This is a genomic window from Micromonospora sp. WMMD708 (genome assembly GCF_049315245.1).
Taxonomy (GTDB): domain Bacteria; phylum Actinomycetota; class Actinomycetes; order Mycobacteriales; family Micromonosporaceae; genus Micromonospora; species Micromonospora wenchangensis.
On sequence record NZ_CP186060.1, the window covers coordinates 2,154,978 to 2,181,642 of the forward strand.

General features: G+C 72.8%; 20 protein-coding genes. 7 read left to right on the forward strand and 13 right to left on the reverse strand.

Annotated elements, in window-relative coordinates:
• Positions 1–98: 98 nt before the first annotated feature.
• The 5 genes from ACN260_RS09765 to ACN260_RS09785 all read right to left on the reverse strand — a co-directional run bounded on the left by ACN260_RS09765 (position 99) and on the right by ACN260_RS09785 (position 4,609).
• Complete coding sequence (locus ACN260_RS09765) at positions 99–941, reverse strand: LacI family DNA-binding transcriptional regulator (protein WP_422755639.1); 843 nt, start codon at positions 939–941, stop codon at positions 99–101.
• A gap of 18 nt (positions 942–959) precedes the next feature.
• Positions 960–2,216 carry an ROK family protein gene (locus ACN260_RS09770; protein ID WP_422755640.1) on the reverse strand — a complete coding sequence of 419 codons (1,257 nt, stop codon included), beginning with the start codon at positions 2,214–2,216 and terminating at the stop codon, positions 960–962.
• 152 nt (positions 2,217–2,368) lie between these two features.
• The gene (locus tag ACN260_RS09775) at positions 2,369–3,169 is read right to left on the reverse strand and encodes a hypothetical protein (protein WP_422755641.1); all 801 of its coding nucleotides are present in this window, start codon (positions 3,167–3,169) and stop codon (positions 2,369–2,371) included.
• A gap of 25 nt (positions 3,170–3,194) precedes the next feature.
• Positions 3,195–4,220: a zinc-dependent alcohol dehydrogenase gene (locus ACN260_RS09780; protein WP_422755642.1), complete on the reverse strand. Its 1,026-nt coding sequence runs from the start codon at positions 4,218–4,220 to the stop codon at positions 3,195–3,197.
• Positions 4,217–4,609, reverse strand: coding sequence for an L-rhamnose mutarotase (locus ACN260_RS09785; protein ID WP_422755643.1), 393 nt, complete (start codon positions 4,607–4,609; stop codon positions 4,217–4,219). Before ACN260_RS09785 ends, ACN260_RS09780 begins: the two co-directional genes overlap by 4 nt.
• 91 nt (positions 4,610–4,700) lie before the next feature.
• Between ACN260_RS09785 and ACN260_RS09790 the strand changes: the two genes are divergently transcribed.
• On the forward strand, positions 4,701–5,396 hold the full coding sequence (locus ACN260_RS09790; protein ID WP_422755644.1) for a FadR/GntR family transcriptional regulator: 696 nt from the start codon (positions 4,701–4,703) through the stop codon (positions 5,394–5,396).
• 11 nt (positions 5,397–5,407) lie between these two features.
• On the opposite strand, the gene ACN260_RS09795 is transcribed toward ACN260_RS09790, so the two are convergent.
• From ACN260_RS09795 to ACN260_RS09815, 5 genes are all read right to left on the reverse strand, one after another.
• Positions 5,408–6,289 carry an amidohydrolase family protein gene (locus ACN260_RS09795; RefSeq protein ID WP_422755645.1) on the reverse strand — a complete coding sequence of 294 codons (882 nt, stop codon included), beginning with the start codon at positions 6,287–6,289 and terminating at the stop codon, positions 5,408–5,410.
• Complete coding sequence (locus ACN260_RS09800; protein ID WP_422755646.1) at positions 6,286–7,611, reverse strand: enolase C-terminal domain-like protein; 1,326 nt, start codon at positions 7,609–7,611, stop codon at positions 6,286–6,288. The genes ACN260_RS09795 and ACN260_RS09800 overlap by 4 nt, the downstream gene beginning before the upstream one ends.
• An 82-nt stretch (positions 7,612–7,693) precedes the next feature.
• The gene (locus ACN260_RS09805) at positions 7,694–8,731 is read right to left on the reverse strand and encodes an ABC transporter permease (protein ID WP_422755647.1); all 1,038 of its coding nucleotides are present in this window, start codon (positions 8,729–8,731) and stop codon (positions 7,694–7,696) included.
• Complete coding sequence (locus ACN260_RS09810; protein WP_422755648.1) at positions 8,724–10,253, reverse strand: sugar ABC transporter ATP-binding protein; 1,530 nt, start codon at positions 10,251–10,253, stop codon at positions 8,724–8,726. The genes ACN260_RS09805 and ACN260_RS09810 overlap by 8 nt, the downstream gene beginning before the upstream one ends.
• Complete coding sequence (locus ACN260_RS09815; protein WP_422755649.1) at positions 10,250–11,317, reverse strand: sugar ABC transporter substrate-binding protein; 1,068 nt, start codon at positions 11,315–11,317, stop codon at positions 10,250–10,252. Before ACN260_RS09815 ends, ACN260_RS09810 begins: the two co-directional genes overlap by 4 nt.
• Positions 11,318–11,739: 422 nt before the next feature.
• Here ACN260_RS09815 and ACN260_RS09820 point away from each other — a divergent pair, with 422 nt between their 5' ends.
• From ACN260_RS09820 to ACN260_RS09830, 3 genes are read left to right on the forward strand one after another with little or no spacing between them, the layout of a single operon-like run.
• Positions 11,740–13,386, forward strand: coding sequence for an amino acid adenylation domain-containing protein (locus tag ACN260_RS09820; protein WP_422755650.1), 1,647 nt, complete (start codon positions 11,740–11,742; stop codon positions 13,384–13,386).
• Entirely contained in the window at positions 13,383–14,720 is a 1,338-nt protein-coding gene (locus ACN260_RS09825; RefSeq protein ID WP_422755651.1) for a hypothetical protein, read from the forward strand. The genes ACN260_RS09820 and ACN260_RS09825 overlap by 4 nt, the downstream gene beginning before the upstream one ends.
• Positions 14,721–14,736: 16 nt before the next feature.
• Positions 14,737–15,501, forward strand: coding sequence for an enoyl-CoA hydratase-related protein (locus tag ACN260_RS09830; protein ID WP_422755652.1), 765 nt, complete (start codon positions 14,737–14,739; stop codon positions 15,499–15,501).
• A gap of 42 nt (positions 15,502–15,543) precedes the next feature.
• Here ACN260_RS09830 and ACN260_RS09835 read toward each other — a convergent pair whose 3' ends face one another.
• Positions 15,544–16,224: a response regulator transcription factor gene (locus ACN260_RS09835; RefSeq protein WP_420117458.1), complete on the reverse strand. Its 681-nt coding sequence runs from the start codon at positions 16,222–16,224 to the stop codon at positions 15,544–15,546.
• Between the two features lie 55 nt (positions 16,225–16,279).
• A complete protein-coding gene (locus ACN260_RS09840; protein WP_422755653.1) occupies positions 16,280–17,584 on the reverse strand; it encodes a sensor histidine kinase in 1,305 nt (434 codons plus the stop codon).
• A 558-nt stretch (positions 17,585–18,142) separates the two neighbouring features.
• Here ACN260_RS09840 and ACN260_RS09845 point away from each other — a divergent pair.
• On the forward strand, positions 18,143–19,672 hold the full coding sequence (locus tag ACN260_RS09845) for a non-reducing end alpha-L-arabinofuranosidase family hydrolase (protein ID WP_422755654.1): 1,530 nt from the start codon (positions 18,143–18,145) through the stop codon (positions 19,670–19,672).
• A gap of 419 nt (positions 19,673–20,091) precedes the next feature.
• On the opposite strand, the gene ACN260_RS09850 is transcribed toward ACN260_RS09845, so the two are convergent.
• Entirely contained in the window at positions 20,092–23,646 is a 3,555-nt protein-coding gene (locus ACN260_RS09850; RefSeq protein WP_422755655.1) for a ThuA domain-containing protein, read from the reverse strand.
• A 523-nt stretch (positions 23,647–24,169) separates the two neighbouring features.
• Between ACN260_RS09850 and ACN260_RS09855 the strand changes: the two genes are divergently transcribed.
• Positions 24,170–25,693 carry a sugar ABC transporter ATP-binding protein gene (locus tag ACN260_RS09855; protein WP_422755656.1) on the forward strand — a complete coding sequence of 508 codons (1,524 nt, stop codon included), beginning with the start codon at positions 24,170–24,172 and terminating at the stop codon, positions 25,691–25,693.
• Entirely contained in the window at positions 25,690–26,664 is a 975-nt protein-coding gene (locus tag ACN260_RS09860; RefSeq protein ID WP_422755657.1) for an ABC transporter permease, read from the forward strand. Before ACN260_RS09855 ends, ACN260_RS09860 begins: the two co-directional genes overlap by 4 nt.
• Position 26,665: the final 1 nt, after the last annotated feature.

Consider the following 26,665-nt stretch of genomic DNA (forward strand, 5'->3'; position numbering starts at 1 on the left):
TCGATGGGAGCGCGCCTGCGAGCTTTCTTTATTCGCCTTACTAAGTCAAGCGTATCGATGCCTTTTCGACGGGTTGCCAGGTGGAACGCGTTCCCGTGCTACCGGGGTGGGCCGGTCGTGCCCCGGGCGACCACCGTCTCGGTGGCACACCAGCGCTGCGGCACCGGTTCACCGGCGACCAGCCGCAGCACCGCCTCACCGACCGCCTCGCCGAACGAGTGCACGTCGAGGCTCATCGTGGTCAGCGCGGGCGACGCCAGCCGGCAGAGGCTGGAGTCGTCCCAGGCGATCAGGCTGACGTCCCGAGGCACCCGGTGACCCCGCTCGGTGACCGCGTGCAGGCCCGCCACCGCCATCAGGTCGTTGTCGTAGATGATCGCGGTGGGCGGTGCGGGCCCGTCCAACAGCCCGGTGGTCAACCGCGCCCCCGACTCCGCCGAGTAGTCTCCCGCCACCACCACGGCGTCCACGGCCGACTCCGCCGCCGCCGTCAGCATCGCGGCCGTCCGGGTCCGGGTGTGCAGCAGCGCGTCCGGCCCGCTGACCCGGGCCACCCGCCGGTGCCCCAGTTCCACCAGGTGCGCCAGGGCCGCCCGCATCGACCCGGCGTCGTCCCGGCGGACCGCCGGGTTGTCGCCGGTGGGCTCACCCGCGACCACCACGGGCAGCCGCAGGTCCCGCAGCACCGCCGGCCGGGCGTCGTCGACCGACGGGTTCACCAGCACGACCGCGTCGACCAGCCGCTGCCGCGCCCACCGACGGTACGCGGCGATCTCGGCGTCGTGGTGCGCGACGACGTGCAGCAGCACCGACCGGCCGTGCGCGGCGAGCCGCTCCTCGATACCCGCGATGAACTCCATGAAGAACGGCTCGGTGCCGAGCAGGCGGGGCGGCCGGGCCAGCACCAGCCCCACCGCGCTCGTGCGCCACGTGTCGTCCATCGCGTACCCCCGGGTTCCTCAGCCTGCCGATTCGGTGAGCCGGACCCGCTGACCGGACACCTGCTCGGGCGGGCGGGGCCCGTGGCCCGGCGGGACCAGCTCGGACTCGAGGACCAGCGCCGCCGCGCCGATGGCCGAGGCCGTCGCGGCGGAACGGGACAGCCGGACGTCGACGGTGTGCGTACCCCGGGCGAAGCAGGCGCGCAGCTCGTGCCGGACGATCGGCAGGTACACCGACCCGGCGGTGGCCAGGCTCGGGCCGGTCAGCACCAGCACCTCCAGGTCCATCAGGTTCGCCAGCGTCCGGGCGGCCACCCCGACGTGCCGGGCCGACCGCTCCAGCAACGCCAGCGCGTGCGGCTCGCCCCGGCGGGCGGCCCGGCTGATCGCGGCGAAGTCGGCGACCACCGAGGGGCGTCGGACGCCGGGCGTGAACCCCACCGCCCGTGCCGTCGCCGGCTCCGACCGGGCGGCGGCGACCACCGCCGCCGGCCCGGCCAGCGCCTCCACGCAGCCCCGCGCCCCGCACCAGCACCGGGGCCCGTCGGCCGACACGCACACGTGCCCCAGCTCGCCGACGTTGCCGCTCGGCCCCCGATAGGTGCTGCCGTTGATGACCAGCCCGGCGCCGATGCCGGTGCCCATGTAGAGGGCGGCGGCCGAGGTCGCCGTGCCGAACCCGCCCGTCCAGTGCTCGCCCAGCGCCGCCGCGGTCGCGTCGTTGTCCAGCGCCACCGGCAGGGTCGTCACCTGTTCCAGCGCCGCGCCCAGCGGGAACCCGTTCCACTGCCGCATGGCGGGGGCGAGCCCCACGTCCGGCGGGCCACCCATGCCCCGGGTGGCGTTGACCGGTCCGGGGAACACCAGGCCGACGCCGAGGATGCGGTCCCGCTCCACCCCGACCCCGTCGATCAGCGCGGCGATCTCGGTGGCGATCCGGGCCACCACCACCGTCGGCTCCAGCGCGCCGGCACCCGGGCGGGAGATCCGGGCCACCACCGTGCCGCCCAGGTTGGTCAGGGCGTACGTGATGACGCCGTGGTCCAGGTGCACGCCGACGGCGTACCGGGAGGCGTGGTTGAGCTGGAGCAGGACCCGGCGCTTGCCGCCTGTCGACTTCGCGTGACCGGTCTCGACCACCAGGTCCTCGTTGATCAGCTTGCGGACCAGGGTGGAGATGGTCGGCGCGGTGAAACCGGTGGCCCGGATCAGCCCGACCCGGCTGATCGTCCCGGCCGCGCGGATCGCGTCGAGAACGACCGACCTGCTGCTCACCTGGGGTTTGCTCGCTGCTGGTCCGCTCACTGCTTCTCTGCCAGGGGCTGTTAGGTCGGCGGACCAGAGTATACAAGTATCCCGATGGCACAGGATCGTGGTCGAACCGGCCATGTCCGGGTGGCCCGCCCCGGACCGGCGGGCCGGGTGGCTCAGTCGTCGACGGCCGGGCCCGTCCCGTGCCACCCGACGACCGTCGCGTCGTCGGTGGCGACCCCGTGCCGGGCCTCGGCCTCCCGGACCCGGCGGATGATCCCGCCCGGCCCGGCGGTGTCCAGCAGGCGCAGCAGGCCCGCCCAGTCGGTGAGCCCGAAGGTGTCCACGAGCCGGCTCGCCCCGTTGCTCAGCAGCGCCGCCACCGTCACCCCGGCCACCGGGCAGTCGCCGGTGACCGCCTCGTCGACCACCCGGGGGTCGTCCTTGGCCACCCAGAAACCGCCCGGGGCGTTGCGGCGCGCCCGCAGTTCGGCAAGCAACCGCCGGTGCTCCCCGCTGCCCTCGGCGACGCCCACCAGCCGCTGTTCGAAGGACCGGGCGATCACCGGCTCGCGGGGGTCGTGGGCGACGAGCGGCCCGCCGGCCACCCGGCCGACGACCGCCACCGCGTCCCCGAGCACCAGGTGCTCGACCAGCCCGCCTGCGCACCGCAGCACCGCCACCGCCGCGTACGGGCTGCTCGGGTGGGCGACGTCGCAGGTGTCCCGGTGCGCGTCGGTGACCTGCCCGATGCCCTCGGCCAGCACCGACCGCAGGCTCCCGCCCGTCGACAGCCCGCCCAGCAGTGCGCCGCCGAGCCGTCGGGCGTACCAGGCCACGCCGTGCCGGCAGACCTCGCCGGCCCCGGGGACACCGCCCGCGCCGTCGACCAGCACCAGGCCGGCCGGTACCGCCCCGGCGAAGTCCTCGTTGTCCCGCCCGGGGTGCCCCGCGTCGGTCGCCAGCACCACCCGCACCCGCCGATCATCACACGGTCGGGGCTCAGCCGGTGGCGCCACAGTCGACAAGGATCTTCACCTCGCCACCGGCGGCGAGCGCCCGGAACGCCTCGGCCACCTCGGGCAGCGGCACGACCCGGGTGACCAGCCGCCCGGCGGGCACCAGCCCGGCGTGCACCAACCGGACGGCCTCGGTGTAGTCCTCCCGCTCGTACACCCGCACCCCGATCAGCTCCAGCTCGCGCCAGAACACGCGGTGCAGGTCCACCTCCCGGGGGGTGGGGTGGATCGCCACGACGACCAGTCGGCCGCGGGCGGCGAGCAGGTCGGTCGCGGTGCGCACCCCGGCGGCGGACCCGGACACCTCGAAGGCCACCGCCGCCCCGGCCCCACCTGTCGTCTCGTGCACGTGCCGGGCGACGTCGACCGTCGCCGGGTCGACGGTACGCAGCCCGAGTTCGGTGGCGAGGGCCCGGCGGCGCGGGTCGAGTTCGAGCACCGTCACCTCGGCCCCGCCTGCCCGGGCGACCATCCCGATGAGCAGGCCGACCGGCCCGGCGCCGACGACCACCGCGTGTTCCCCGGCGGTCAGCCGGGACCGGCGTACGTCGTGCACGGCGACGGCGGTCGGCTCGATCAGCGCGGCGTGGGTCAGTGGCAGGTCCGCCGGCAGCGGCACCACGATCCGTGCGGGCACCGTCCACGAACGCTGCATCGCGCCGGGGGAGTCGATGCCGACGAAGGTGAGCCGGTGGCAGATGTGGCTGTTGCCGGCCCGGCAGGCGGGGCAGTCACCGCACCAGTCCAGCGGCATCACGGTCACCGGGTCGCCCACCCGGTGTCCCGGCACCCCGGGGCCGACCTCGGCGATGCGTCCGGACATCTCGTGGCCGATCACCGCCGGCACCCGGACCCGCTGGTCCATCGCGCCGTGCGCCACGTGCAGGTCGGTGCCGCAGATCCCGGTGTACGCGACGTCGATGCGCACCTCGCCGGGGCCGGGCGGTACGACGGCGGTCCGCTCGACGACGAAGGTGTGGTCGCCGACGTAGTACGCGCTGTGGTTCACGACTCCTCCTCGGACAGGTGCCAGATCTCCCGCATCGGCGCCCACCAGTGCCCCGGGCCGGGTTCGGCGACCGGCTCCTGGCACGGGTCGGTCAGCGTCCACCACTGCTGCGTCCGGGGGTCGGCGGCGATGCGCCGCTGGTCGGCGTCGTGGTCCTCACCGACGTACTCGTAGTAGCCGAAGAGCAGGTCGCCGTGCAGGAAGATGCTGTAGTTGCGGATGTTCGCCGCGCGTAGCGTCCGTTCGACGTCGGGCCACACGGCGGCGTGCAGGCGCAGATAGGTCTCGCGGTGCTCCGGTCGGAGCCGGATCAACCAGCCGTAGCGCTGCACGTCACGCCTTTCCACTGCGGATGGCGGCGGCGGGACGACCGCCGCCGGGGAAAACATCGGATGTCTCTATATTGGTGGGGGTCGCCGTCGGCCGTCTGCGCCGCAGCGGCCGGGACGACGCGCGACCGGCCGGCCGGAGGGGGACGTGATGGCACTGACCGACGACGCGATCGCCAAGATCCGGAGCATGGTCCAGAGCGGTGAGCTGCCGCCGGGTGCCCGGCTGCCCCCCGAGCCGCAGCTCGCCGAGCAGATGGGCCTGTCGCGCAGCGGGGTCCGGGAGGCGGTCAAGGTCCTCGAGTCGGCCCGGGTGCTCGACGTACGCCGGGGCGACGGGACGTACGTCACCAGCCTCGCCCCCCGGCTGCTGCTGCAGGGGCTGGGGGTCGCGGTGGAGCTGCTGCGCGACGACACCCTGCTGGAGGTCATGGAGGTGCGGCGGCTGCTGGAACCGATGGCCACCGGGCTGGCGGCGCTGCGGATGACCGACGCCCAGCTCGACGACCTCGGCGGCATCCTGGAGGAGATGCGGGCGGCGGCCGACGACGCCGAGAAGCTGATCCGGTTCGACACCGCGTTCCACCACACCGTCGTCGCCACCACCGGTAACGAGACCCTGACCTCGCTGCTGGACGGGTTGTCCAGCCGTACCCTGCGGGCCCGGGTGTGGCGCGGGCTGATCGAGGGCAACTCGGCGCACACCACCATCGACGAGCACCACGCGATCTACCGCGCGCTGCGCTCGCGGGACCAGCTGCTCGCCCAGGCGAGCGCGTTGATGCACGTCAACACCTCCGAGGCGTGGCTGCGTACGGTGCTGGCCGCCAAGGCGGGAGCCGCCTGACCCGGCCGGCCTCACGCGGGCCCCGCCGGGTGGACCGCGCCGACCCGCTGCGCCAGGCCGTAGGTGCGTACGGCGGTGCCGGCGAGGATCTCCCGGTGGTCCCGCTCCGACAGCGGCGGCAGCGCCGCCGTCAACGCCCGCAGCACCCCGGGATAGTCCGACCGGAGCAGGCAGACCGGCCAGTCCGAACCGAACATCAGCCGCTGTGCGCCGAACTCGGCGACGGCCACCTCGACGAACGGGCGCAGGTCGTCCGGTGTCCACGTCGGGGCGGCCTCGGTGACCAGGCCGGACAGCTTCGCGGTGACGTTGGGGTTGGCGGCGAGCGCGGCCAGCGGACCGCGCCAGGTGCGCAGTCCCGCGTCGCCCTGGTCGATGCGGGGCTTGCCCAGGTGGTCCAGGACGAACCGTAACCCCGGCACCGCGCGGGCCGCCCGCGCCGCCGCCGGTAGCTGGTCGGCGCGGATCACCAGGTCGAACGTGAGCCCGGCGTCGGCGAGTGCGGCGAGCCCGCGCCGCACGTCGGGCCGGTCCAGGTGGTCCGGGTCCGCCTCGCCCTGCACCTGCGAGCGGACTCCGGCCAGGTGTCCGCCGCCGCGCAGCCGGCGGTAGCGGGCCACGGTGGCGGGCACGTCGTCGGCGGCGACGTCGAGCCAGGCCACCACCGCCAGGATCGGTGCGGTGTCGGCGGCGTAGCCGAGGAACTCGGCGGCCTCGTCGCGATGGCAGCGTCCGCCCTCGACGAGCACGGTGCCGGTGACCCCGGCGGCGGCGAGTTCGGCGGTCAGGTCCGCCGGGGTGAACGGCCGCCGGATGGCCGCCAGCCCGGGCGCGTCCAGCCAGGTGTACCCGCGTTCGGGCCGCCACAGGTGGTGATGCGCGTCGATGATCACGGCGTCACCGGGTCCGGGGTCGCGGCGGCGTCGGCCCACTGCGGGCCGTCCGGGAACCGGTACGCGGCCAGGGACTCCGGCCGGATCTGCCCGCTCATGCCCGGGGCGGTGGGGGCCAGGTACCGCCCGCCGGTGACCCGGACCGGGTCGACGAAGTGGTCGTGCAGGTGGTCGACGTACTCGATGGCCCGGTCCTCGGTGCTGCCGCTGACCGCGACGAAGTCGAACATCGCCAGGTGCTGCACCAGTTCGCACAGGCCCACGCCGCCGGCGTGCGGGCAGACCGGCACCCCGAACCGCGCGGCGAGCAGCAGGACCGCCAGGTTCTCGTTGACCCCGGCGACCCGGCAGGCGTCGATCTGCACCACGTCGACCGCGTCGGCCTGGAGCAGCTGCTTGAACACCACCGCGTTGTGCACGTGCTCACCGGTGGCGACCCGGATCGGGCTGAGCGCCTTGCGGACGGCGGCGTGCCCGAGGACGTCGTCCGGCGACGTCGGTTCCTCGATCCAGTACGGGTCGAACGCGGCCAGCTCCCGCATCCACCCGATCGCCTCGGGCACCCCCCAGATCTGGTTGGCGTCGACCGCGAGGCGGACCTGCGGCCCGACGGCCTGCCGGGCGATGCCCATCCGGCGTACGTCGTCGGCCAGGTCCCCGCCGACCTTGAGCTTGATCAGCCGGTAGCCGTCGCGGACGGCCTCCGCGCAGAGCCGGGCCAGCTTCTCGTCGTCGTAGCCCAACCACCCCGGCGTCGTGGTGTACGCGGGGTAGCCCTCGGCCCGCAGCCGCTGTTCCCGTTCGGCCCGGCCGTCGGCGGCCCGCCGCAGCAGGGTCAGCGCCTCGTCCTCGGTGAGGGCGTCGCGCAGGTAGCGGAAGTCGACCTGCGCGACTATCTGTTCCGGGCTGAGGTCGGCGAGCAGCTTCCACAGTGGTTTGCCGGCGCGGCGGGCGGCGAGGTCCCACACCGCGTTGACCAGGCCACCGGCGGCCATGTGCACGACTCCCTTGGCCGGGCCGAGCCAGCGGATCTGGCTGTCGCCGACGAGCCGTCGCGCCAGCGCCCCGGGGTCGGCGGTCAGCTCGTCGACGGGCTGGCCGATCACCATGGGGGCCAGCGACCGTACGGCGGCGACCTGGATCTCGGTGCCGCGTCCCACGGTGAAGACCAGCCCGTGTCCCTCGCCGCCCGCCGAGGTCCGCAGGACGACGTAGGCGGCCGAGTAGTCGGGGAACGGGTTCATCGCGTCCGACCCGTCGCGGTGCAGGGAGGTGGGGAAGCGGACGTCGATCGTGTCCACCGCGGTGATGCGCTCAGTCAACGGAACTCCTGGTTGAGGGGGTCGGGGCGTCGGCGGCCCGCCTCGTGGGCGGGGCGCGCGGGATCGGGCCGGCGGGGGCCGTTCAGGTCTGCGCCCTGCCGCCGGTGATGCGGGAGACCACCAGGGCGATCAGGATGACCGCGCCGTTGAGGAAGTTCGTCCACTGTGCAGGCACCCCGGCCAGAGTCAACACGTTGATGATCATGAAGAGCAGCAGGACGCCGGTGAACGCGCCGAAGACGCTGCCCCGACCGCCGTTGAGGCTGACCCCGCCGATCACCGCCGCCGCGAACACCTGGAAGATCGCGCCGTCGCCCTGGGCCGCCGGCACCGCCGCCAGCCGGCCGCTGATCAGCAGCCCGGCCAGGGCGGCGAGCACGCTCGCCACGACCAGCGCGACCCACAGCACCCGGTCGGTGCGGATACCGGCGGCGCGGGCCGCGTCGGCGTTGCCGCCGATGGCGTACAGCGCGCGGCCGGCGCGGGTGTGGCCGAGCACCACGATCCCGGCGGCGAACAGCAGCAGCGACACCCAGACCGAGGCCGGCACCCCGAGCCAGCTCGTCGAGCCGAGGTACGTCATCGACCCGGGCAGCGCGAAGAAGGTCTGCCCGCCGGAGATGCCGGTGAGCAGGCCGCGCAGGATGATCAGCATGCCCAGCGTCACGATGAAGCCGTTGAGGCCGAACCGGACGATGAGCAGCCCGTTGAACGCCCCGACCAGTGCCCCGACCAGCAGCACCACCGGCACCGCCCAGGCGTCCGGGAGCAGGCCGAGCCCCAACCCCCGGGTCAGCTCCGGGTCGACGACCAGCCAGGCGGCGATGCCCGGGGCGAGCCCGAAGGTGGACTCCAGCGACAGGTCCATCTTGCCGGTGATCAGCACGATGGTCTGGGCCAGCACCAGGATCGCGATCTCCGACATGCTCTGCAGCACGTTGAGGACGTTGTCGGTGCTGAGGAAGACCGGACTGATGATCCACCCGACGATCGCCACCGCGACGATCGCCGGCACCAGCGCCAGGTCCCGCAGCCGGGCGACGGCCAGGTGCCGCGACGACGGGCGGGTCGGCGGGGGCGCCGACGCCGGCACCGTGCCGGTGGACAGCGTGTCAGACATGGTGGAGGTCCACCCCTTCCATGGCGGCTACCAGATCGTTGTCACTCCAGCCGTGGGCCATCTCGGCGATCACCCGGCCCTGGAACATCACCAGCACCCGGTCGCAGATGCGCAGGTCGTCCAGCTCGTCGGAGACCACCAGTACGGTGGAGCCCCGGCGGCGGACGTCCTCGACGACACCGAGCAGGGTCTGCTTGGACCGCACGTCGACCCCGGCGGTGGGCGTGATCAGCACCAGCAGCCGCGGATCGTTGGCCAACGCCCGGCCCATCACGACCTTCTGCTGGTTGCCACCGGACAGGTCGGCCACCGGCGTCTGCGGCCCGGACGCCTTGATCGTCAGCGCGGCGATGGTGTCCCGGGCCAGCGCGTCCCGGCGGGCCCGGGAGATGAGTCCGTAGCGCCCGATCCGCTGCGGCACGGTCATCGTGACGTTCTCCGCGATCGACAGCCCCGGCACCAGGCCCTCCCGGTGCCGGTCCTGCGGCACCAGCCCCACCCCGGCGGCGAGGGCGTCGGGCACGCTGCCCGGCCGCAGCACCCGGCCGGCGAGGATGACCGACCCGGCCACCGGGCGCGCCAGACCGACGACCGCCTCGGCGACCTCGACCTTGCCGCTGCCACCACCACCGGCGATGCCGACCACCTCGCCCGCCCGGACCTCCGTCGACAACCCGGCCCCGGACGCGGTGACCAGGTCCCGCACCGACAGCAGCACCGGTGCGTCGGACGCGGGCGGCCGGTGGTCGGCCTCCGGCATGCTCACGTCCTCCCCGGTGATCGCGGCGACCAGCGCCTGCCGGCTCAACCCGGCGACGGGGGCGGTGAGGATGTGCCGGGCGTCGCGGAAGACCGTCACCCGGTCGCACAGGTCGTAGATCTCCTGGAGGTGGTGGCTGATGAACAGGAACGTCACCCCCTGCGCCCGCAGGTCCCGGATGCGGGTGAACAGGCGGTCGATTCCGGCGGCGTCGAGCTGGGCGGTCGGTTCGTCGAGGACGATGAACCGGGCACCGAAGGACAGCGCGCGGGCGATCTCCACGAACTGCCGCTGCTCGACCGAGAGCGTCGCGGCGGGCTGCCGGACGTCGACGTCGACCGACCACTGTGCCAGCAGGTGTCGCGCCTCCCGCCGCAGGCTCGACCAGCGGATCAGGCCGGCGCGGGAGCGGGCGTGCCGGTTGAGGAACAGGTTCTCCGCCACGGTGAGGGTGGGGATGATCGTCGACTTCTGGTAGACGCAGGCCACCCGTCGCCGCCAGGCGTCCCGGTCGGCCAGCGGCGGTGCCGGCCGGCCGTCGAAGGCGACCACCCCGCCGTCGGCGGCCAGCAGCCCGGTCAGGATGCCGACCAGCGTCGACTTGCCGGCACCGTTACGGCCGACCAGGGCGTGCGTCTCGCCGCGCCGGACCATGATCCCCGCCCCGGACAGGGCGAGCGTGGAGCCGAAGCGTTTGGTGACGTCGACCGCCTCGACGACCGGTGGCTCGTCGTGGCGGGGGTGGTGCGGGGCGGTGGTCATCCCTGCCGGCCCCACAGCGAGGGGTCGTCGTACCTCACCGTGGGCTGCCCGGCGACCGGCGCGCCGTCCAGGGTCACCAGGGGTGCCGGGAGCTGGTCCTCCAGCAGGCCGTCGCGCACCTGGATGATGGTGCTGCCGTGGTCGGTGGGTCCGGGCTGGAACGTCCTGCCCCCGATCGCCGCCTTGGCGTACTCCAGCCCGTAGCGGGCGTACAGGTCGGCGGGTTGGCTGACGGTGGCGTCGATCAGGCCCTCGCCGATGTTCTTCAGTTCCTCGGGGATGCCGTCGTTGGACACGACGAAGACGTGCTTCGGGTCGGTCGGCGGCACCTGGAGACCCCGCTGCTTGAGGATCTGCAGGGTGCCCGACAGCGCGAACGACGACTGCATGTAGACGCCCCGGATGTCCGGGTCGGAGGCGAAGCGGGTCTGCAACTTCGACGCCGCGACGTCGGCCTTCCAGTCGGTCGCCTCCCCGAAGACCTTGATGCCGGGGAACTGCTTGCCCATGCACTCGCTGAACGCCTCGGTGCGGTCCCGGCCGTTGATGGAGTCCAGGCCGCCCTGGAGCATGACGACCTTGCCCCGGCCGCCGAGCTTGGTGCCCAGGAACTGGCAGGCCCTGGTCCCGTACGCCCGGTTGTCGGCGCGGACCACCATGAACACCTTGCCGGTGTCGGGCCGGGTGTCGATGGTGACCACCGGGATCTTGCGGCTCTCCAGTTGGGCCAGGGTCGGCGCGATCGCGGCGGTGTCCTGCGGGGCCATCACCACCGCCTTGACGCCCTGGCTCATGAAGGTCTGGGCGTTCGAGATGAGGTTCGCGATGTCGTTCTGCGAGTTGGTGGTCTTGAGGTCGATCCCCAACTCCCCGGCGGACTGCGGCACGTACCTGATGTAGGAGTTCCAGAAGTCGGTGTCCGAGCGGGGGTAGTCGACCCCGATGAGCGGCTTGCCGCCGCCCGTGCCGGTTCCGGCACCCCGGTCGCCGCAGCCGGCGGTGAGGGCGACCGTCGCGCCGAGCAGCACCGTCAGCCCCGCGCTCACCAGACGTCCGTGGTTCATCGTGTTCGCTCCGTTTCTGCGGGAGTGCTCCGGCGGGCACGGCCGTCGTGTGGGGCGGTGGCCGTACGCCCGGATGGCGCACTGCGGGTCGGGCGTGCTGGAACCTTGCGCCGGCTGCCGGGTCGGTAACGGCACACGGAAGGCCCCTCCCCGGGTGGGAGGTGGGTGGTGCCGACGTACCCGGTCGAGACATCAGACGTTAGAGTTTCCATTGTGTAACGTCAATGCCTCGCAGGTGGTGGCGAGGAACGGCGTCGAGTTGCCGGCCGGTGTGCCGGAACCTCCGCCGCGACACCCAGACGTCCTATCAATGCCGAGCCCGGACGGCCGCTGCGCCGCGGATCTAAGAGATTTCCCATCTGCATTGGCCAGCATCGATTCCGATCGCCGCGCAGGGCGGCCGGTCAGAACAGGAGCGGCCCATGTCCGTACGACAGACCACCGACGACACCGCCAGCCACCCGGTCGGCACCCTCCCGGCCGGGCCGGACGGCTGGCGGTCGGTCCTGCTGGACCACCTCCCACCGCGTGACCGGCGGCTGTTCCACCGGTTCGGTCAGGGCCCCCGGGTGCCCGCCCCCGACCTGCGCATCCATCAGGCGTTCGCCAGGTGGGCCGCCACCACCCCGGACGCCGTCGCCGCCGAGCACCTCGGGGTACGGATCGGCTACCGCGAACTGGACCGCCAGGCCAACCGGCTCGCCGCCCAGCTCGTCACCCTCGGCGTGCGCACCGGCGACACCGTGGGCGTGTTCACCAGCCGGTCCCTGCCGATGCTGGTGGGCATCCTGGCCACCCTCAAGGCCGGGGCGGCCTACGTCCCGCAGGACGTCCGGATCGCCCCCGCCGCGCAGTTGCGCCAGGTCGCCTCGACCGCCCGCTGCCGGGTGCTGCTGACCACGTCGGCGACCCTGGACGCGGTGCCGGCGCCGCCCGGTGTGCCCCGGCTCGCGGTCGACGCGATGATGGCCGAGCCGCTGCCCCCCGGCGGGCACCTCACCGCCCCCGTCCCGGACCGCCCGGTACGCGCCGACGACGGCTGCTACGTGCTGTTCACCTCCGGCACCACGGGCACCCCCAACGGCGTGACCGTCACCCACGGCAACGTCGCCAACATCCTGCTCACCAGCCCCGGTGACCTGGGGATACGGCCCGGGCGGACGGTCGCCCAACTGCTCAACGTCGCCTTCGACATGGCCGCCTGGGAGATCCTCGGCTGCCTCGCCAACGGCGGCACCCTGCTGGTGCGCGACCGGGACCTCACCGCCACCGCGGCCCGCGCCGACGTGGTGGTCGCCACCCCCTCGGTGCTCGCCCGGATCGACCCGGACCGGTGCGCCGGGGTGCGGGTGGTCGCGGTGGCGGGGGAGCCCTGCCCGCGTCCGCTGGCCGACCGGTGGGCCGCCGGCCGGATCTTCTACAACTGCTGCGGGCCGACCGAGACCACCATCGTCAACACCATGCACCGGCACCGGCCGGGTGCGCCGCTGACAATCGGCCGGCCGACCCCGAACAACACCGTCTACGTCCTGGACGACGACGGGCGGCCCTGCCGCATCGGCGAGGTCGGCGAGATGTGGGCCGGCGGCGACTGCGTCTCCGCCGGCTACCTGGACAATGACGCGCTCAACACCGAGCGGTACGCCCCGGACCCGTTCCTCGGCGACGGCCGGTTGATGTTCCGCACCCGCGACCGGGGCCGCTGGCGCGCGGACGGGGAACTGGAGCATCTCGGCCGCACCGACGACCAGGTGAAGGTCCGGGGTTTCCGGGTGGAGCTGGACGCGGTCTCGACCGTGCTGGAGACGGTGCCGGGCTGCCGGCGCGCGGTCACCCTCCGGCTCACCGACCGGGACCTGGTCTCCTTCGTCACCCCCGCGGAGCTGGACCCGCAGCGGTGCCGGGAGACGGTGGCCGCCGCGCTGCCCTACTACTGCGTGCCGGCGGCCGTGCACCCGCTGCCGGAACTGCCGATGACCGGCCGGGGCAAGGTCGACCGGGACGCGCTGTCGAGGCTCGCCCTCGACCTGCGGTGGCAGTGGGCCCACGTCGAGGAGGCGGCGGCGTGACCACCACCGGTCTGCGACCCGTGTCGACGCCGCCGCGCACCGGCCCGGCGGGCCACCCCGACGAGGTGCTTCCCCCGCCGGTGTCGACGCTGCGCCGGGTCCTGGCCCATCCCCGGTTCATGCACCACCACCGGCTCGTCGCGGCGGTGCTCGCCGGCAACGCCGCGCTGCTGGCGTACGGGCTGGCCGCCGGCTGGTGGCACGGCCCCGGGGCCGCCGATGCGCTGGGCGTCGCCGCGCTGGGCAACGTCGCGCTGGCCGTGCTGATCCGCCAGCAGTACGTGATCAACCTGCTGTTCCGGCTGGCCACCCGGGCACCCACCAGGTGGCCGCTGCGGGTGCGGGCCACGTTGGGCAAGGTCTACCACTTCGGGGGGCTGCACGTCGGCGCGGCGCTGGCCGGCACCGCCTGGTTCCTCGCCCAGCTCGGCGCGTTGACCGTGCGGGGCGGCCCGACGGGCGCGCTGGTCACCGGGTACGCGGTGGCCGTCCTGCTGCTGGCCGTCGTCGGCACCGCGCTGCCGCCCGTGCGGTCCCGCCGGCACGACCTGTTCGAGCGTACCCACCGCCTCGGCGGCTGGGCGGCCCTGCTGCTGCTCTGGGCGCAGGCCGGTTTCCTGGCCGGTGGGCCGGTCGCGCTGGCCACCTCCCCGCAGGGGTTGGTGCTCGCGGTGCTGACCGTCAGCATCGCCCTGCCCTGGCTGCGGCTGCGCCGGGTGCCGGTGGTGGTGCACCGTCCGTCGTCGCACGTGGCGCTGGTCCACTTCGACCACGGGGTGACGCCGTTCCCCGGCTCGTCCACGGCGGTGAGTCGCAGCCCGCTGTGGGAGTGGCACTCCTTCGCCAACGTGCCGGCGCCGGGTCGCAGTGGGTTCCGGCTGACCGTGAGCCGGGCCGGTGACTGGACCGGCCGGTTCGTCGACGATCCGCCGCGGCGGGTCTGGGTGAAGGGGATCAGCACCGCCGGGGTGGCCAACATCGAGACCCTGTTCCGGCGGGTGCTGTACGTGGCGACCGGCAGCGGGATCGGCCCGGTGCTGCCGCACCTGCTGGCCGGGCAGGTGCCGGCCCACCTGGTCTGGGTGGCCCGCCGGCACCGGGAGACCTTCGGCGACGACCTGGTCGACGAGATCCTCGCCCACCAGCCCGACGCGCTGCTGTGGGACACCGCCCGCGACGGCAAGCCCGACATGCTGCGGCTGGCCTGGCAGGCGTGCCGCCGCTACGACGCCGAGGCGGTCATCTGCATCTCGAACCGCCCACTGACCTGGCAGGTGGTGCGGGGCATGGAGGAACGCGGGGTGCCCGCGTACGGCGCGATCTGGGATTCCTGAGGAGAGGGAGGCGACGATGAGGATCACCGTGGAGAAGGACGACCGGGTGGTAACGGTGCGGCTGTGCCGGCCCGAGGTGCGCAACGCGCTGGACACGGCGCTGCTGACCGAGCTGGTCGAGACGCTGCGCCCGCTGGACCGCGACCCGGGGGTGGGCTGTTTCGTGCTCACCGGCTCGGACGAGGTCTTCGCGGCCGGGGCGGACATCCGGGAGATGGCCGGGAAGTCCTTCCTGGACGTGGCGTCGGACGACCACTTCGCCGGTTGGGACGCGTTCGCCGCGCTGCGTACCCCGAAGATCGCGGCGGTGGCCGGCTACGCCCTCGGCGGCGGGTGCGAGCTGGCGATGATGTGCGACCTGATCTTCGCGGCGGACAACGCCCGGTTCGGCCAGCCGGAGCTGCGGCTGGGGGTGATGCCCGGCATCGGCGGCACCCAGCGGCTGACCCGGCTGGTGGGCGCGGCCAGGGCGATGGACCTGGTGCTCACCGGTCGGCAGCTCGACGCAGCGCAGGCGTACCGCTGGGGCCTGGTGTCCCGGGTGGTGCCGACGGACCGGCTGCTGGCCGAGGCGAAGGCCGCGGCGGCGGTGGTGGCCGGGTATCCGAAGCTCGCGACGATGCTGGCCCGGGAGGCGGTCCGGCAGGCCGAGGAGGTCGGCGTGCAGGCCGGGGTGCTGTTCGAACGGCGGGCCTTCCACGCCCTGTTCGCCACCGAGGACCAGCGCGAGGGGATGGCCGCCTTCCTGGAGAAGCGCCCGGCCCGGTTCGTGGGTCGCTGAGCCACCGCGCCGCCCGGGGCCGTCGGGCCCCGGGCGGCCGGCTCACAGGGCGCCGATCTGGTAGCCGAGGCCGTGCACGGTGCGCACCACCCGGTCGCCGAGCTTGCGCCGCAGGTAGTGCACGTACGTGTCGACCACCGCCTCGGTGCGGTCCGCGCCGAACACCCGCCCCCGCAGCTGGCTGCGACTGTGCACCATCCGGGGTTGGCTGGCGAGCAGCCGGATCAGCTCGAACTCCCGGCCGCTGAGGGTCACCTCCCGCCCGTCGGGCAGCCGCACCCCGCGCTGGGCCAGGTCGAGCTGACCGGCCCCGATGGGAATCAGTTCGGCCCCGTCGAAGCGGCGGCGGGTCAACGCCCGGACCCGGGCCATCAGCTCGGTCACCTCGAACGGTTTGGGCAGGTAGTCGTCGGCGCCCGCGTCGAGACCCCGGATGCGTTCGTCGAGGTCGCCGAGTGCGCTGAGCATCAGCACCCGGGCGGCGACGGAGCGCCGTCGTAGCCGGATGAGCAGGTCGACGCCGTCGATCGCCGGCAGCCGCCGGTCCAACATGATCACCTGGTAGGGGCCGCGCAGCGCCAGGTGCAGGCCCCGCTGACCGTCGCGGGCCAGATCGATCCGGTACCCCGCCCGGTGGAACAGCTCGACCAGCATGTCGGCCAGTTCCGCGTCGTCCTCGACGAGGAGCAACGGGCCGTGCGCCGGGGGTGACGGGTCGGTCATCCGTTCATGGTCGCACCGAAACGGCAGAAGGTTGACCGGTGGAATTTCTCGCCGGTCAGAATCTGCTGGTCGCGCGTTCCCCGCCCGCCCGGTCCCGGCCCGCCCACCAGCAGAAGGGCCACCGGCCGCCGCCCGGGTCGCCGTCCGTCGACAGGCCACCGGCCCGCCCCCCGTCGGACACCGGCAGCCGTACGGTGAAGGTCGCGCCCGCCCCGGGCCGGCCGGTGGCGCTGATCGTGCCGCCGTGCGCGGTGACCACCTCGCGGACCAGCGCCAACCCGAGCCCGGCCCGGCGGTCCCCGGCGTCGGGGCCCCGGTGGAACCGGTCGAAGATCCGGCCGGCGTGCCGGGGGTCGAACCCCCGGCCGGAGTCGCTGACCACCAGTTCGACCCGGTCCGCTCCCGCCGGACGCAACCGCACCTGCACCCGCCCGCCAGCCGGGGTGTGGTGCAGGGCGTTCGCCAGCAGTTCCGCCACCACCCGGTGCAGCGCGGGCCCGACACCGCGTACCGGCACCGGGTGGTCCGCGCCGGTCACCCCGAGCGTCACCCCGAGGGCGGCGGCGCGCGGCGCGTCGGCCCCGATCGCCTCGACGACGAGCGCGGCGAGGTCGACGGTGGCCGGCGGCCCGGTCATCGCCGCCGGATCGGCCAGCCGGGCCGACAGGAGCAACTCGTCGACGATCTCCCCGAGCCGTCGGGTGGTGTGCAACAGCCGGTCCAGGTCCTGCCGGTCCTCGTGGTGCGCCGCGCCGCTCGTGCGCTGGGCCAGCAACTGGGCCGCCGTGTGCACCCGGGTGATCGGGGCGCGCAGCTCGTGGCTGGCGTCGGCGACGAACCGGCGTTGCCGGTCGAGCGCCTCGGTCAGCGGCAGCACCGACCGGCGACGCAGCCGCAGGTCCGTCGCGGTCGCCGCGACCAGGACGGCCAGCGCGGCGGTCGACACCGCCCACAGCAGGTGACGCCGTTCGGCGAGCTGGAAGCGGGCGTCGAAGACCACCTGGACGACCTCGCCGTCGCGCCACTGGGTACGCAGGTGGTAGACGGTGCCGTTGCGGGCGACCTGCCCGACCTGGGGGCGGCCGGTGCGGGCCACGGTGTGGATCGCCCCGTGGTCCGGGAACCCGGCCGGCGGCGCGCCACCGTGCCCGGTGTCGCTCGCGCCGCCGAAGATCCAGGTGCAGCCGGACGGGTCGGCCGGGCGGCCGTGCACCATCGCCCAGTCCAGCTCGTGGCGGATCCTGGCCTGCTGGACGTGCACCAGGGCGGCGTAGCCGACCCCGCCGGCCAGCGCCAGCAGGGCGACGACCAGCAGCCCGACGGCCAGCCCGGTACGCGGCCGGGCGTGGGTCGCCCGCATCCGGCTGCCCGGTATCCGGCCGGGGTCACCGCCGGCGCGTCGGCCAGCGGCGCTGGTCAGCGGCATCGTGCCGCCGCCCCGTAGCTGCGGATCCGATCTCGTCCGCCTGCCCGGCCACCGACCCGCATCCATCGAAGATGACACATCACGCACCGGATCGGAAGGGATCACCGTCGTCTCCCGGATGCCGGACCGGCCCGGCGTTCCGGGGCCCGGGACGCGGAGTGGTGAACGTTAACAGTCGGCCAGGAAGGCTGACCGGCAACGGATCGTGACCGGTACGGCGAGGTGGGCGGGCGCGGGGCGCAACCCTTGAGCCACCCGAAACCCTTTGGTAACATCGCCGGATCTGAATGGAGCCCCTGCCGGTCCGTTCGCCCCCACCAAACCGATCATGCACCCTTTTCGACACGCACTGACCGATGTGAGCGTTCACACTCGCCGGTCGGCTCCGTGTCGACACGGAGCCTCGGTCGGTCAGACCACCTGAGGCCCTCGGCGACCACGTCACCGGGGGCCGCCGCGCAGGGGCCACCCGTCCTTGAGAAGGAGCACCCCATGCACCTCCCGGCTGAGCATCCCGGCCCGGCTCTGCGCCGTCCCGGCCGTCGGCGCTGGCTGTTGTCGGCGGCCACCGCGCTCGTGACCGCCCTGAGCGGCGGTGCCGTCGTCGCGGTCACCGCGACGGAGGCCGCCGCGGCCACGATCGACACCGGCGCGTCGTACGTGCTGGTCAACCGCAACAGCGGCAAGGCCCTCGACGTCTACAACCTGGCCACCAACGACGGGGCCCGGATCACCCAGTGGACCCGCAACGACGGCAGCCAGCAGCAGTGGCAGTTCGTCGACTCCGGCGGCGGCTACTACCGGCTGAAGTCGAAGCTGTCCGGCAAGGTGCTCGACGTCTACAACTGGTCGACCGCCGACGGCGGGTCGATCGTGCAGTGGACCGACAACAACGCGGCCAACCAGCAGTTCAGCATCCAGGACATCGACGGCTACATCCAGCTGATCAACCGCAACAGCGGCAGGGCCGTCGAGGTGCAGGGCGCGTCCACCGCCGACGGCGGCAACATCGTGCAGTACGCCGACTGGAACGGCACCAACCAGCAGTGGCAGCTCGTCAAGATCGGTGGCACCACCACCCCGCCGCCCACCACCCCGCCGCCGAGCGGCAACTGCACGCTGCCGTCGACCTACCGGTGGTCGTCGACCGGTCCGCTGGCCACCCCGAAGTCGGGCTGGGTGTCGCTGAAGGACTTCACGGTCGCCCCGTACAACGGCAGGCAGCTCGTCTACGCCACCACACACGACTTCGGCAGCTCGTGGGGGTCGATGAACTTCGGCCTGTTCACCAACTGGTCGGAGATGGCCTCCGCGTCGCAGAACGGCATGAACTCCGGCACTGTCGCGCCGTCGCTGTTCTACTTCGCGCCGAAGAACATCTGGGTGCTCGCCTACCAGTGGGGCGGCGCGGCGTTCTCCTACCGCACGTCGACCGACCCGACCAACCCGAACGGTTGGGGCCCGGCCCAGACGATGTTCACCGGCAGCATCACCGGCTCCGGTACCGGCCCGATCGACCAGACGCTGATCGCCGACAGCCAGAACATGTACCTGTTCTTCGCCGGTGACAACGGCAAGATCTACCGGGCGAGCATGCCGATCGGGAACTTCCCCGGCAACTTCGGTTCCAACTACACGACCATCATGAGCGACACCACGAACAACCTGTTCGAGGCGCCGCAGGTCTACAAGGTCGCGGGCCAGAACCAGTACCTGATGATCGTCGAGGCGATCGGGGCCCGGGGCCGTTACTTCCGCTCCTTCACCGCCACCAGCCTCAACGGCAACTGGACCCCGCAGGCGGCCACCGAGAGCAACCCGTTCGCCGGCAAGGCCAACAGCGGTGCCACCTGGACCAACGACATCAGCCACGGTGAGCTGCTGCGCACCAGCGCGGACCAGACGATGACCATCGACCCGTGCAACCTGCAACTGCTCTACCAGGGCCGCTCGCCCAGCTCCGACGGCGTCGACTACGGCCTGCTGCCCTACCGGCCGGGCCTGCTCACCCGGCAGCGCTGAGAATGCGCACCGGCGGACCTCGGGGGTTCCCGAGGTCCGCCGGTGGCCTGGGACGAGTCGGGTCACCGGACACCTGAACGACCTCCGCACCACCGATCGGCAGGGCCCGCACCTCGGGCCCTGCCGATCACCGTCTGCCCGCACACAACCTGGTCGCGGGCTGCCGACCTGCCGGCCCGGACCGTCCGGCGGCGTCCACGACCGGGCCGTTTCGTACGTCGGCCGCCTGGCGGCGGAGGTTCCGTCCCGTCGCGCGGCAGCGATCCGGCATCCCGCTGACCATCGCGCCGGCTCGGACCGGGACGGCCCGCCTGCCACCCGGGGTGGGCGGGGCCCCGACGCGAACGGAGAGGGCCGGCTCCGATGTCCGGAGCCGGCCCTCCCGGCCTGCCACCGCCGCGACGGCGGCGGACCGTGCGTCACACCTGGGTGAACCGCCACTGCTGGTTGCTGGCGCCGTGGCAGGTCCACTGCAACAGCCGGGCGCCGTCGGTGGTGGCGGCACCGTTGACGTCCAGGCAGAGCCCGCTCTGCACGTTGCGCACCGTGTAGACCCCGGCCGTGGTGGTGGCCGTGGCGGTGAACTTCTGCCGGTCGGTGTTGTTGCAGGTGGCCTGCTGGAGGAACGCACCCGCCGTGGTGGAGCCGCCGATCACCTCGGCGCACTTGTTGCTGTGCACCGCCTTCAGGTAGACCGCGCCGCTACCGGCGTCGACGGCCTGCCATTTCTGGTTGTTGCCGCCGGTGGCCGCCCACTGGGTGAGCTGCGCGCCGTCGGCGGTGGAGACGCCGCTGACGTCCATCAGCTTGCCGCTGTGCAGCGCGGTGAGCGTCCAGGTCTTCCCCGCCACGCCGGTGCCGGTCCCCGTGCCCGGCTGGCCGACCCCGTTGCCGCCGAAGGTGTGCGAGTCGAGGTCGAACCAGTTGTTCGTGCTGCCCTTGAACACCAGGTAGAGCGGGTGGGTGCCGGACAACGCGGCCACGCTGACCGGCGCGGTGGACTGGTAGTTGTCCCAGCCACCCGTGCTGGGCACCGCAGTGGTGGCCAGCAGCGTGCCGGTCGGCGAGTCGGCCCGCAGCTCGATCGTGCCGCCACCGGACGGCGACGACAGCCGGTAGCTGACCGTCGAGATGCCCGCCAGGCTCATCGGGTTGAACGCGATCCAGTCGTTGTTGGAGATGTCACCGACCCGCTTGGTGCTCTCCGCGGCGGCCTGGTCGACGACCCGGACGCCGGAGCTGCTGCTGAAGTACTCGGCCTGCTTGTGCTTGGGTTGCAGGATCGCCTGCGCGGTGCCGGTGAGCGGGGACGCCCCGCCCGGGCCGCCGCTGTCGGTGTAGCGGGCGTTGAGCACGTAGAACAGGTTCGCCCCGTCGGGGTGCCCGCCGAGCAGGTCGGTGGAGATGGTGCCCGAGCAGCCCGGGTACTCGGTTGTCTCGTGGGCGTGGTCGTCGTGACCCAGCGCCGGGTTGACGACCACCTTGCTGCAGTCGACCGTGCCGCCGTCCGGATCGGTGACGCTGATCTGGTACGACACCTTGTCCCCGAAGGTGAGCATGCCACCGTTGGCCGGGGTGGTGATGGTGACCACCGGCGCGGAGTTGCCGACGGTGATCTGGACGTTGGCGAAGCCCGTCTTGCCGGTGTTGTCGGTGACCTTCAGCTGCGCCGTGTAGTTGCCGTTGCTGGTGTAGACGTGCGACGGGTTGGCCGCCGTCGAGGTGGTGCCGTCGCCGAACGTCCACTGGTAGCTCAGCGTGTTGCCCGGGTCCGGGTCGGTGGTGCCGGCGCTGCTGAACTGGACGGTCAGCGGGGCGAGGCCGCTGGTGGGCGTGCCGACGGCCTTGGCGATCGGCGACCGGCCGCCCTGGATGTAGTCGATCCGGTAGAGCCCGGAGTCGCTGTTGCCGCCGCCGAAGTTGGTGCCCCACTCCAGCACGTAGAGCGAGCCGTCCTTGCCGAACTCCAGGTCCATCGGCTTGTTGAACCGTCCCCCGGGCAGGAACGAGTTGGTGCGGGTCACCGCCGTCGCGGAGTCGAAGTGCACCTCCTTGATGTAGCTGCGGGACCACTCGTAGAAGAAGTGCACGCCGTCGTAGTAGGGCGGGAACTTGGTGGCCGACGGGTTCGCCGGGTCGTAGCGGTAGACCGGCCCGCCCATCGGGCCGGAGCCGCCGGAGCCCAGCTCCGGGAAGTTCGACGAGGTGCCGTAGCCGTACCACATGTTGGGGGCGACGATCGGCTTCAGGCTGGTCAGGCCGGTGTTGTTGGGCGAGTTGTTGACCGGGGCGTTGCAGTTGAACTTGGCCCCGACCACGCCGGTGTCCGGGTTGAACGGCGCGTACGGCTGGTTGTCGCCGTGGCAGAACGGCCACCCGTAGTTGCCGGGCGACTTGATCACGTTGAGTTCGACCAGGCCCTCGGGGCCCCGGTTGGTGGTGGGCGGGTTGCGGTCCGGCCCGTAGTCGGCCAGGTAGACCCAGCCGTTGGCCGGGTCGATCGAGAACCGGAACGGGTTGCGGAAACCCATCGCGTAGATCTCCGGCCGGGTCTGCGCCGTGCCCTGGGGGTAGAGGTTGCCGGTCGGGACGGTGTAGCCGCCGTTGTCCGACGGGCGGATGCGCAGCAGCTTGCCCCGCAGGTCGTTGGTGTTGCCGGCGCTGCGGGCGGCGTCGAGGTTGGCCTTGCCGGGACGCCAGTCCAGCGGCGCGTAGCCCTGCCAGTTGGGGTCGAGGTTCGGCGGGGTGTCGTCGCCGGTGCCGATGTAGAGGTTGCCGTCCGGGCCGAAGTCGATGTAGCCGCCGGTGTGGCCGGGCTCGGGGAAGGTGCGGTCCCGGTAGGCCGGGATGTCGATGATCCGGGCCTCGGTGGAGAGGTTGAGGGTGTCCCCGGACAGCGTGTAGCGGGAGACGCGGTTGACGTCGGTGCTGCTGCTCGCCGGTGAGTGGTACAGGTACACGTAGCCGTTGGTGGCGAAGTTCGGGTCGATCGCCATGCCGGTGAGACCGTCCTCGCCGCCGGTGTAGACGCTCAGCGTGGCGGCGGTCACGGTGCTGTTGGTGGCCGGCTTGAAGATCTTGACCTGGCCGCCGCGCTGGACGTACATCACCCGGCCGTCGGGCAGCACGTTGAGTGCCATCGGGTCGACCGTGTTGTCGTCCAGGGTGCGCTTCTCGAAGTTGCCCCACACGGTGCCGCCGCAGTCGCCGGGCAGGTTGCCGGCCGCCCACTTCACGCCGCCGAGGACGTGGTTGCGGAAGTTCGTCTCGCTGTAGGAGGCGATCGCATGGCCCATCGCGGTGGCCCACACCCGTCCGCCGGCCGCGCTGCGGCACCAGGAGATCGGGTGGTCCGGGCCCATCGCCCGGGAGCCCGGGTTGTACGTCCGCTCGTCGGCGGTCACCAGCACGTGCACGTTGCCGCGCGGGTTGGTGTCGAAGTTGTACCACTCCTCGCTGCGGTTCCACCGGTCCGGCAGGCCCGTCGTCGACGGGTGCTGCTTGTCGGCGACGATGGCGGTGCCGGGCAGTACGCCGGGGGAGTGCTCGGGCATGTGGGCGCCGCCGTTGAGGGTCTGGTCCCACCAGGGGTACTCGGCCTCGATGCCCATGTCCAGGGCGTTGTGGATGCCGACGATGCCCTTGCCGCTGGCGAGGTAACCCTCCACGGCCTGCCGCTGGGCGGCCGAGGTCCAGACCATGCCGGAGGTCTGGAACATGATGATCACGTCGAACGTGGCGAGGTTGGCCGGGGTGAAGACGCTGGAGTCCTCGGTCTGCACCAGCTCGAAGTTCTCCGCCGCCGCCTGCTGCTGGAACATGCTGATCCCGGCGGGGATCGAGTCGTGCCGGTAGCCCACCGTCTTGGTGAACAGCAGGGCGCGGAAGGCCGGGGCCGCCGACGCGGGTGGTGCGAGGCCGAGCGACAGTAACAGCCCGGCGATCATGCCGATGAGCAACGTGGTGCGACGCATGCCGTCTCCTAGGTGTCGGCGGGAACTTCCGGTGGCGACCACGGCCCGTCGGCGTCTCCGGTGGATGCCGGGGACGCGCGCGGGCACGAGCGTGCTGGCCGGGGTCGGTCTGCCGTCCGCCGCAACGGTCGTCCGCCCTGTGCTGCGTCACTGAGAGTGACGTCGATGATGTGCTCGCCCGGTGGGCCGCGAGGCCAGGATGGGTCAGTCATCGATGACTGTCAATGGATAGGGTGAGGTTCGATGTTTCGACGGTCCGGCTGCGGGCGTGCGCCGACCACCGACCCGGTGTCCACGCCGCTCGGGTGCCCGGACCGGCTGTCGCCGAAGATCGAGGATTGTGGACAGGCATCGAAACATCTATCTTCATACGTGTGATGTTTCGTCGATGTCAAGGAAAGTTTGCTCCTTGGCGACGTAAGCGCTCACGAGCGACAGCGAAAGTTCACCGGCCGGCAGCTCGACCGTGCCGGACACGGAACACCGACCACGCCGATGACTACTTTCTGTGAGGGTTTCCGGGATGCCCGATCCGCCGCCGGCACCACTGCTGACCCTCCGGGGCATCGGCAAGTCCTTCCTCGGGGTACGCGTGCTCGACGGGGTCGACCTCGACGTCGCACCGGGCGAGGTGCACGCCGTCGTCGGGGAGAACGGGGCCGGCAAGTCCACCCTCATGAAGATCGTCTCCGGCGGGTACGCCCCCGACGCGGGCACCGTCGAGGTCGCCGGTGCACGCCTGGTCTTCCGGGGCCCCCGCGACGCCCAGCGGGCCGGGATCGGCATCATCCACCAGGAGTTCAACCTCCTGCCGGAGCGCACCGTCGCCGAGAACGTCCACCTGGGACACGAACCGGCCCGGCGCGGGCTGGTCGACCGGCGGGCGATGCGGGAGCGCACCCGGGACCTGCTCGCCTCGATCGGTGAGTCCGACCTGGCCCCCGACACCCGGGTGGGGCGGCTCGGCGTCGCCCAGCAGCAGGTCGTCGAGATCGCGAAGGCGCTCGCCCTGGACGCCCGACTGCTCATCATGGACGAACCCACCGCCGCGCTGGCCGACCACGAGGTCGAGTTGCTCTACGGGCTGGTCCGCCGGCTCCAGCAGCGCGGCATCGGCGTGCTCTACGTCTCGCACCGGCTCACCGAGGTCTTCGACCTGTCCGACCGGATCACGGTGCTCAAGGACGGCCGCCGGGTCACCACCGTGGACACCGCCGACACCTGCGCCGACGACCTGGTCCGGCACATGGTCGGCCGGGAACTGTCCAGCTACTACCCCGACCGGGCCGGCCCCGACGACCTCGGCCCGGTACGCCTGACCGTCCGGGGCGCCGGCAACCGGAAGCTGCGCGCCGTCGACCTGGACCTGCGGGCCGGCGAGGTGCTCGGCGTCGGCGGGTTGCAGGGCTCCGGGCGCTCGGCGCTGGCCCGTGCGCTGTTCGGCGTCGCCCCGTTCACCACCGGCGAGGTGAGGCTGGACGGCCGGCCGGTGCGGCTGCGCTCACCGCGTACCGCGATGCGGTCCGGCATCGCCTACGTCACCGAGGACCGCAAGGGGGAGGGGATCCTGCCCCGGCAGTCGGTGCTCGACAACGCGCTGCTCGCCGGGCGGGCCGTCTTCCCGGCCCGCTCCGGGTACGCCGCCCGCGCCCGCCGGGTCCGCGACCTGCTCGCCACCGTCGAGGTCCGTGCCGCCGGTGACGACCAGGAGATCCGTTTCCTGTCCGGCGGCAACCAGCAGAAGGTCGTCCTGGCCCGCTGGTTGGCGCTGGACCCCCGGGTGCTGCTGTTCGACGAGCCGACCCGGGGCATCGACGTGGGGGCGAAGTCGGCCATCCACGACCTCGTCCGTCGGCTGGCCCGCGACGGCGCGGCGGTCCTGATGATCTCGTCGGACCTGACGGAGCTGCTGGGGATGAGCGACCGGATCGTCGTCATGCGCGACGGCCGGATAGCCGGCGAACTCCCCGCCGGTGCCACCGAGCAGGACGTCGTCGCCCTCGCCGTCGGCCACACCCCGCAGTCGCGAACGGAGATCGACCGGTGAGCGCTCTGGCGTTGCTACCGGCCCGACGTCGGGTGCCGGGGGTGTTCGTGGCGCTGGCCCTGACCCTGGCGGTCGGCTGGCTGGTCGTCCTGGCCGACGGTGGGCAACTGTTCAACCAGGCTACGACGGTGAGCCTGCTGCACGTCGCCGCCGGTCTCGGGCTCGTCGCCGTCGGCCAGACGCTCGTCATCCTCGGCGGGTCGCTGGACCTCTCGGTGGCGTACGTGATCAGTCTGAGCACCCTGGTCGCGGCCGAGACGATGAACGGCAGCGACGGCGCGCTGCTGCCGGCGGTCGGCCTGGCGCTGGCGGTCAGCGCCGGGATCGGGCTGCTCAACGGGCTGCTCGTGACCCGGTTGCGGGTCAACGCGTTCATCGCCACCCTCGGCGTGGGGCTGCTGCTCAAGGGATACCTCGACAGCAACTACGACGGACCGGCCGGGGCCACCTCGCCCGCGCTGGTGCAGTCGTTGGGCTACCAGCGGGTCGGTCCGGTGCCGTTGTCGTTCCTGTTGCTGCTGGCGTTGACCGGGGCGGCCTGGTTCGCGCTGTCGCGGACCCGCTTCGGCCACCACCTGGTGGCCGTCGGCGGTGATCCGGAGGTGGCCCGGCTCTCCGGGGTCCGCAACGACCGGGTCCTCGTCACCGCCCACGTGCTGTGCTCGCTGTGTGCCGGGCTCGCCGGGATCTACCTGGCCAGCCGGCTCGGTTCGGGAGCACCCCGGGTGGGCACCGAGGGCCTCTACGACCTGGAGTCGATCGCCGCGGTGGTGATCGGCGGTACGGCGCTCGCCGGTGGGCGGGGCGGGGTCGTCGGCACGGTCGGCGGGGTGCTGCTGCTCGCCAGCATCGACGCGATCTTCAACCAGCTCGAGGTGGACGCCTTCTTCAAGCAGGTGATCCGGGGCGTCATCATCATCGCCGCGGTCGCCGTCTACGCCCGTCGGGCCCTGCGGAAGGCGGCGTCCTGAC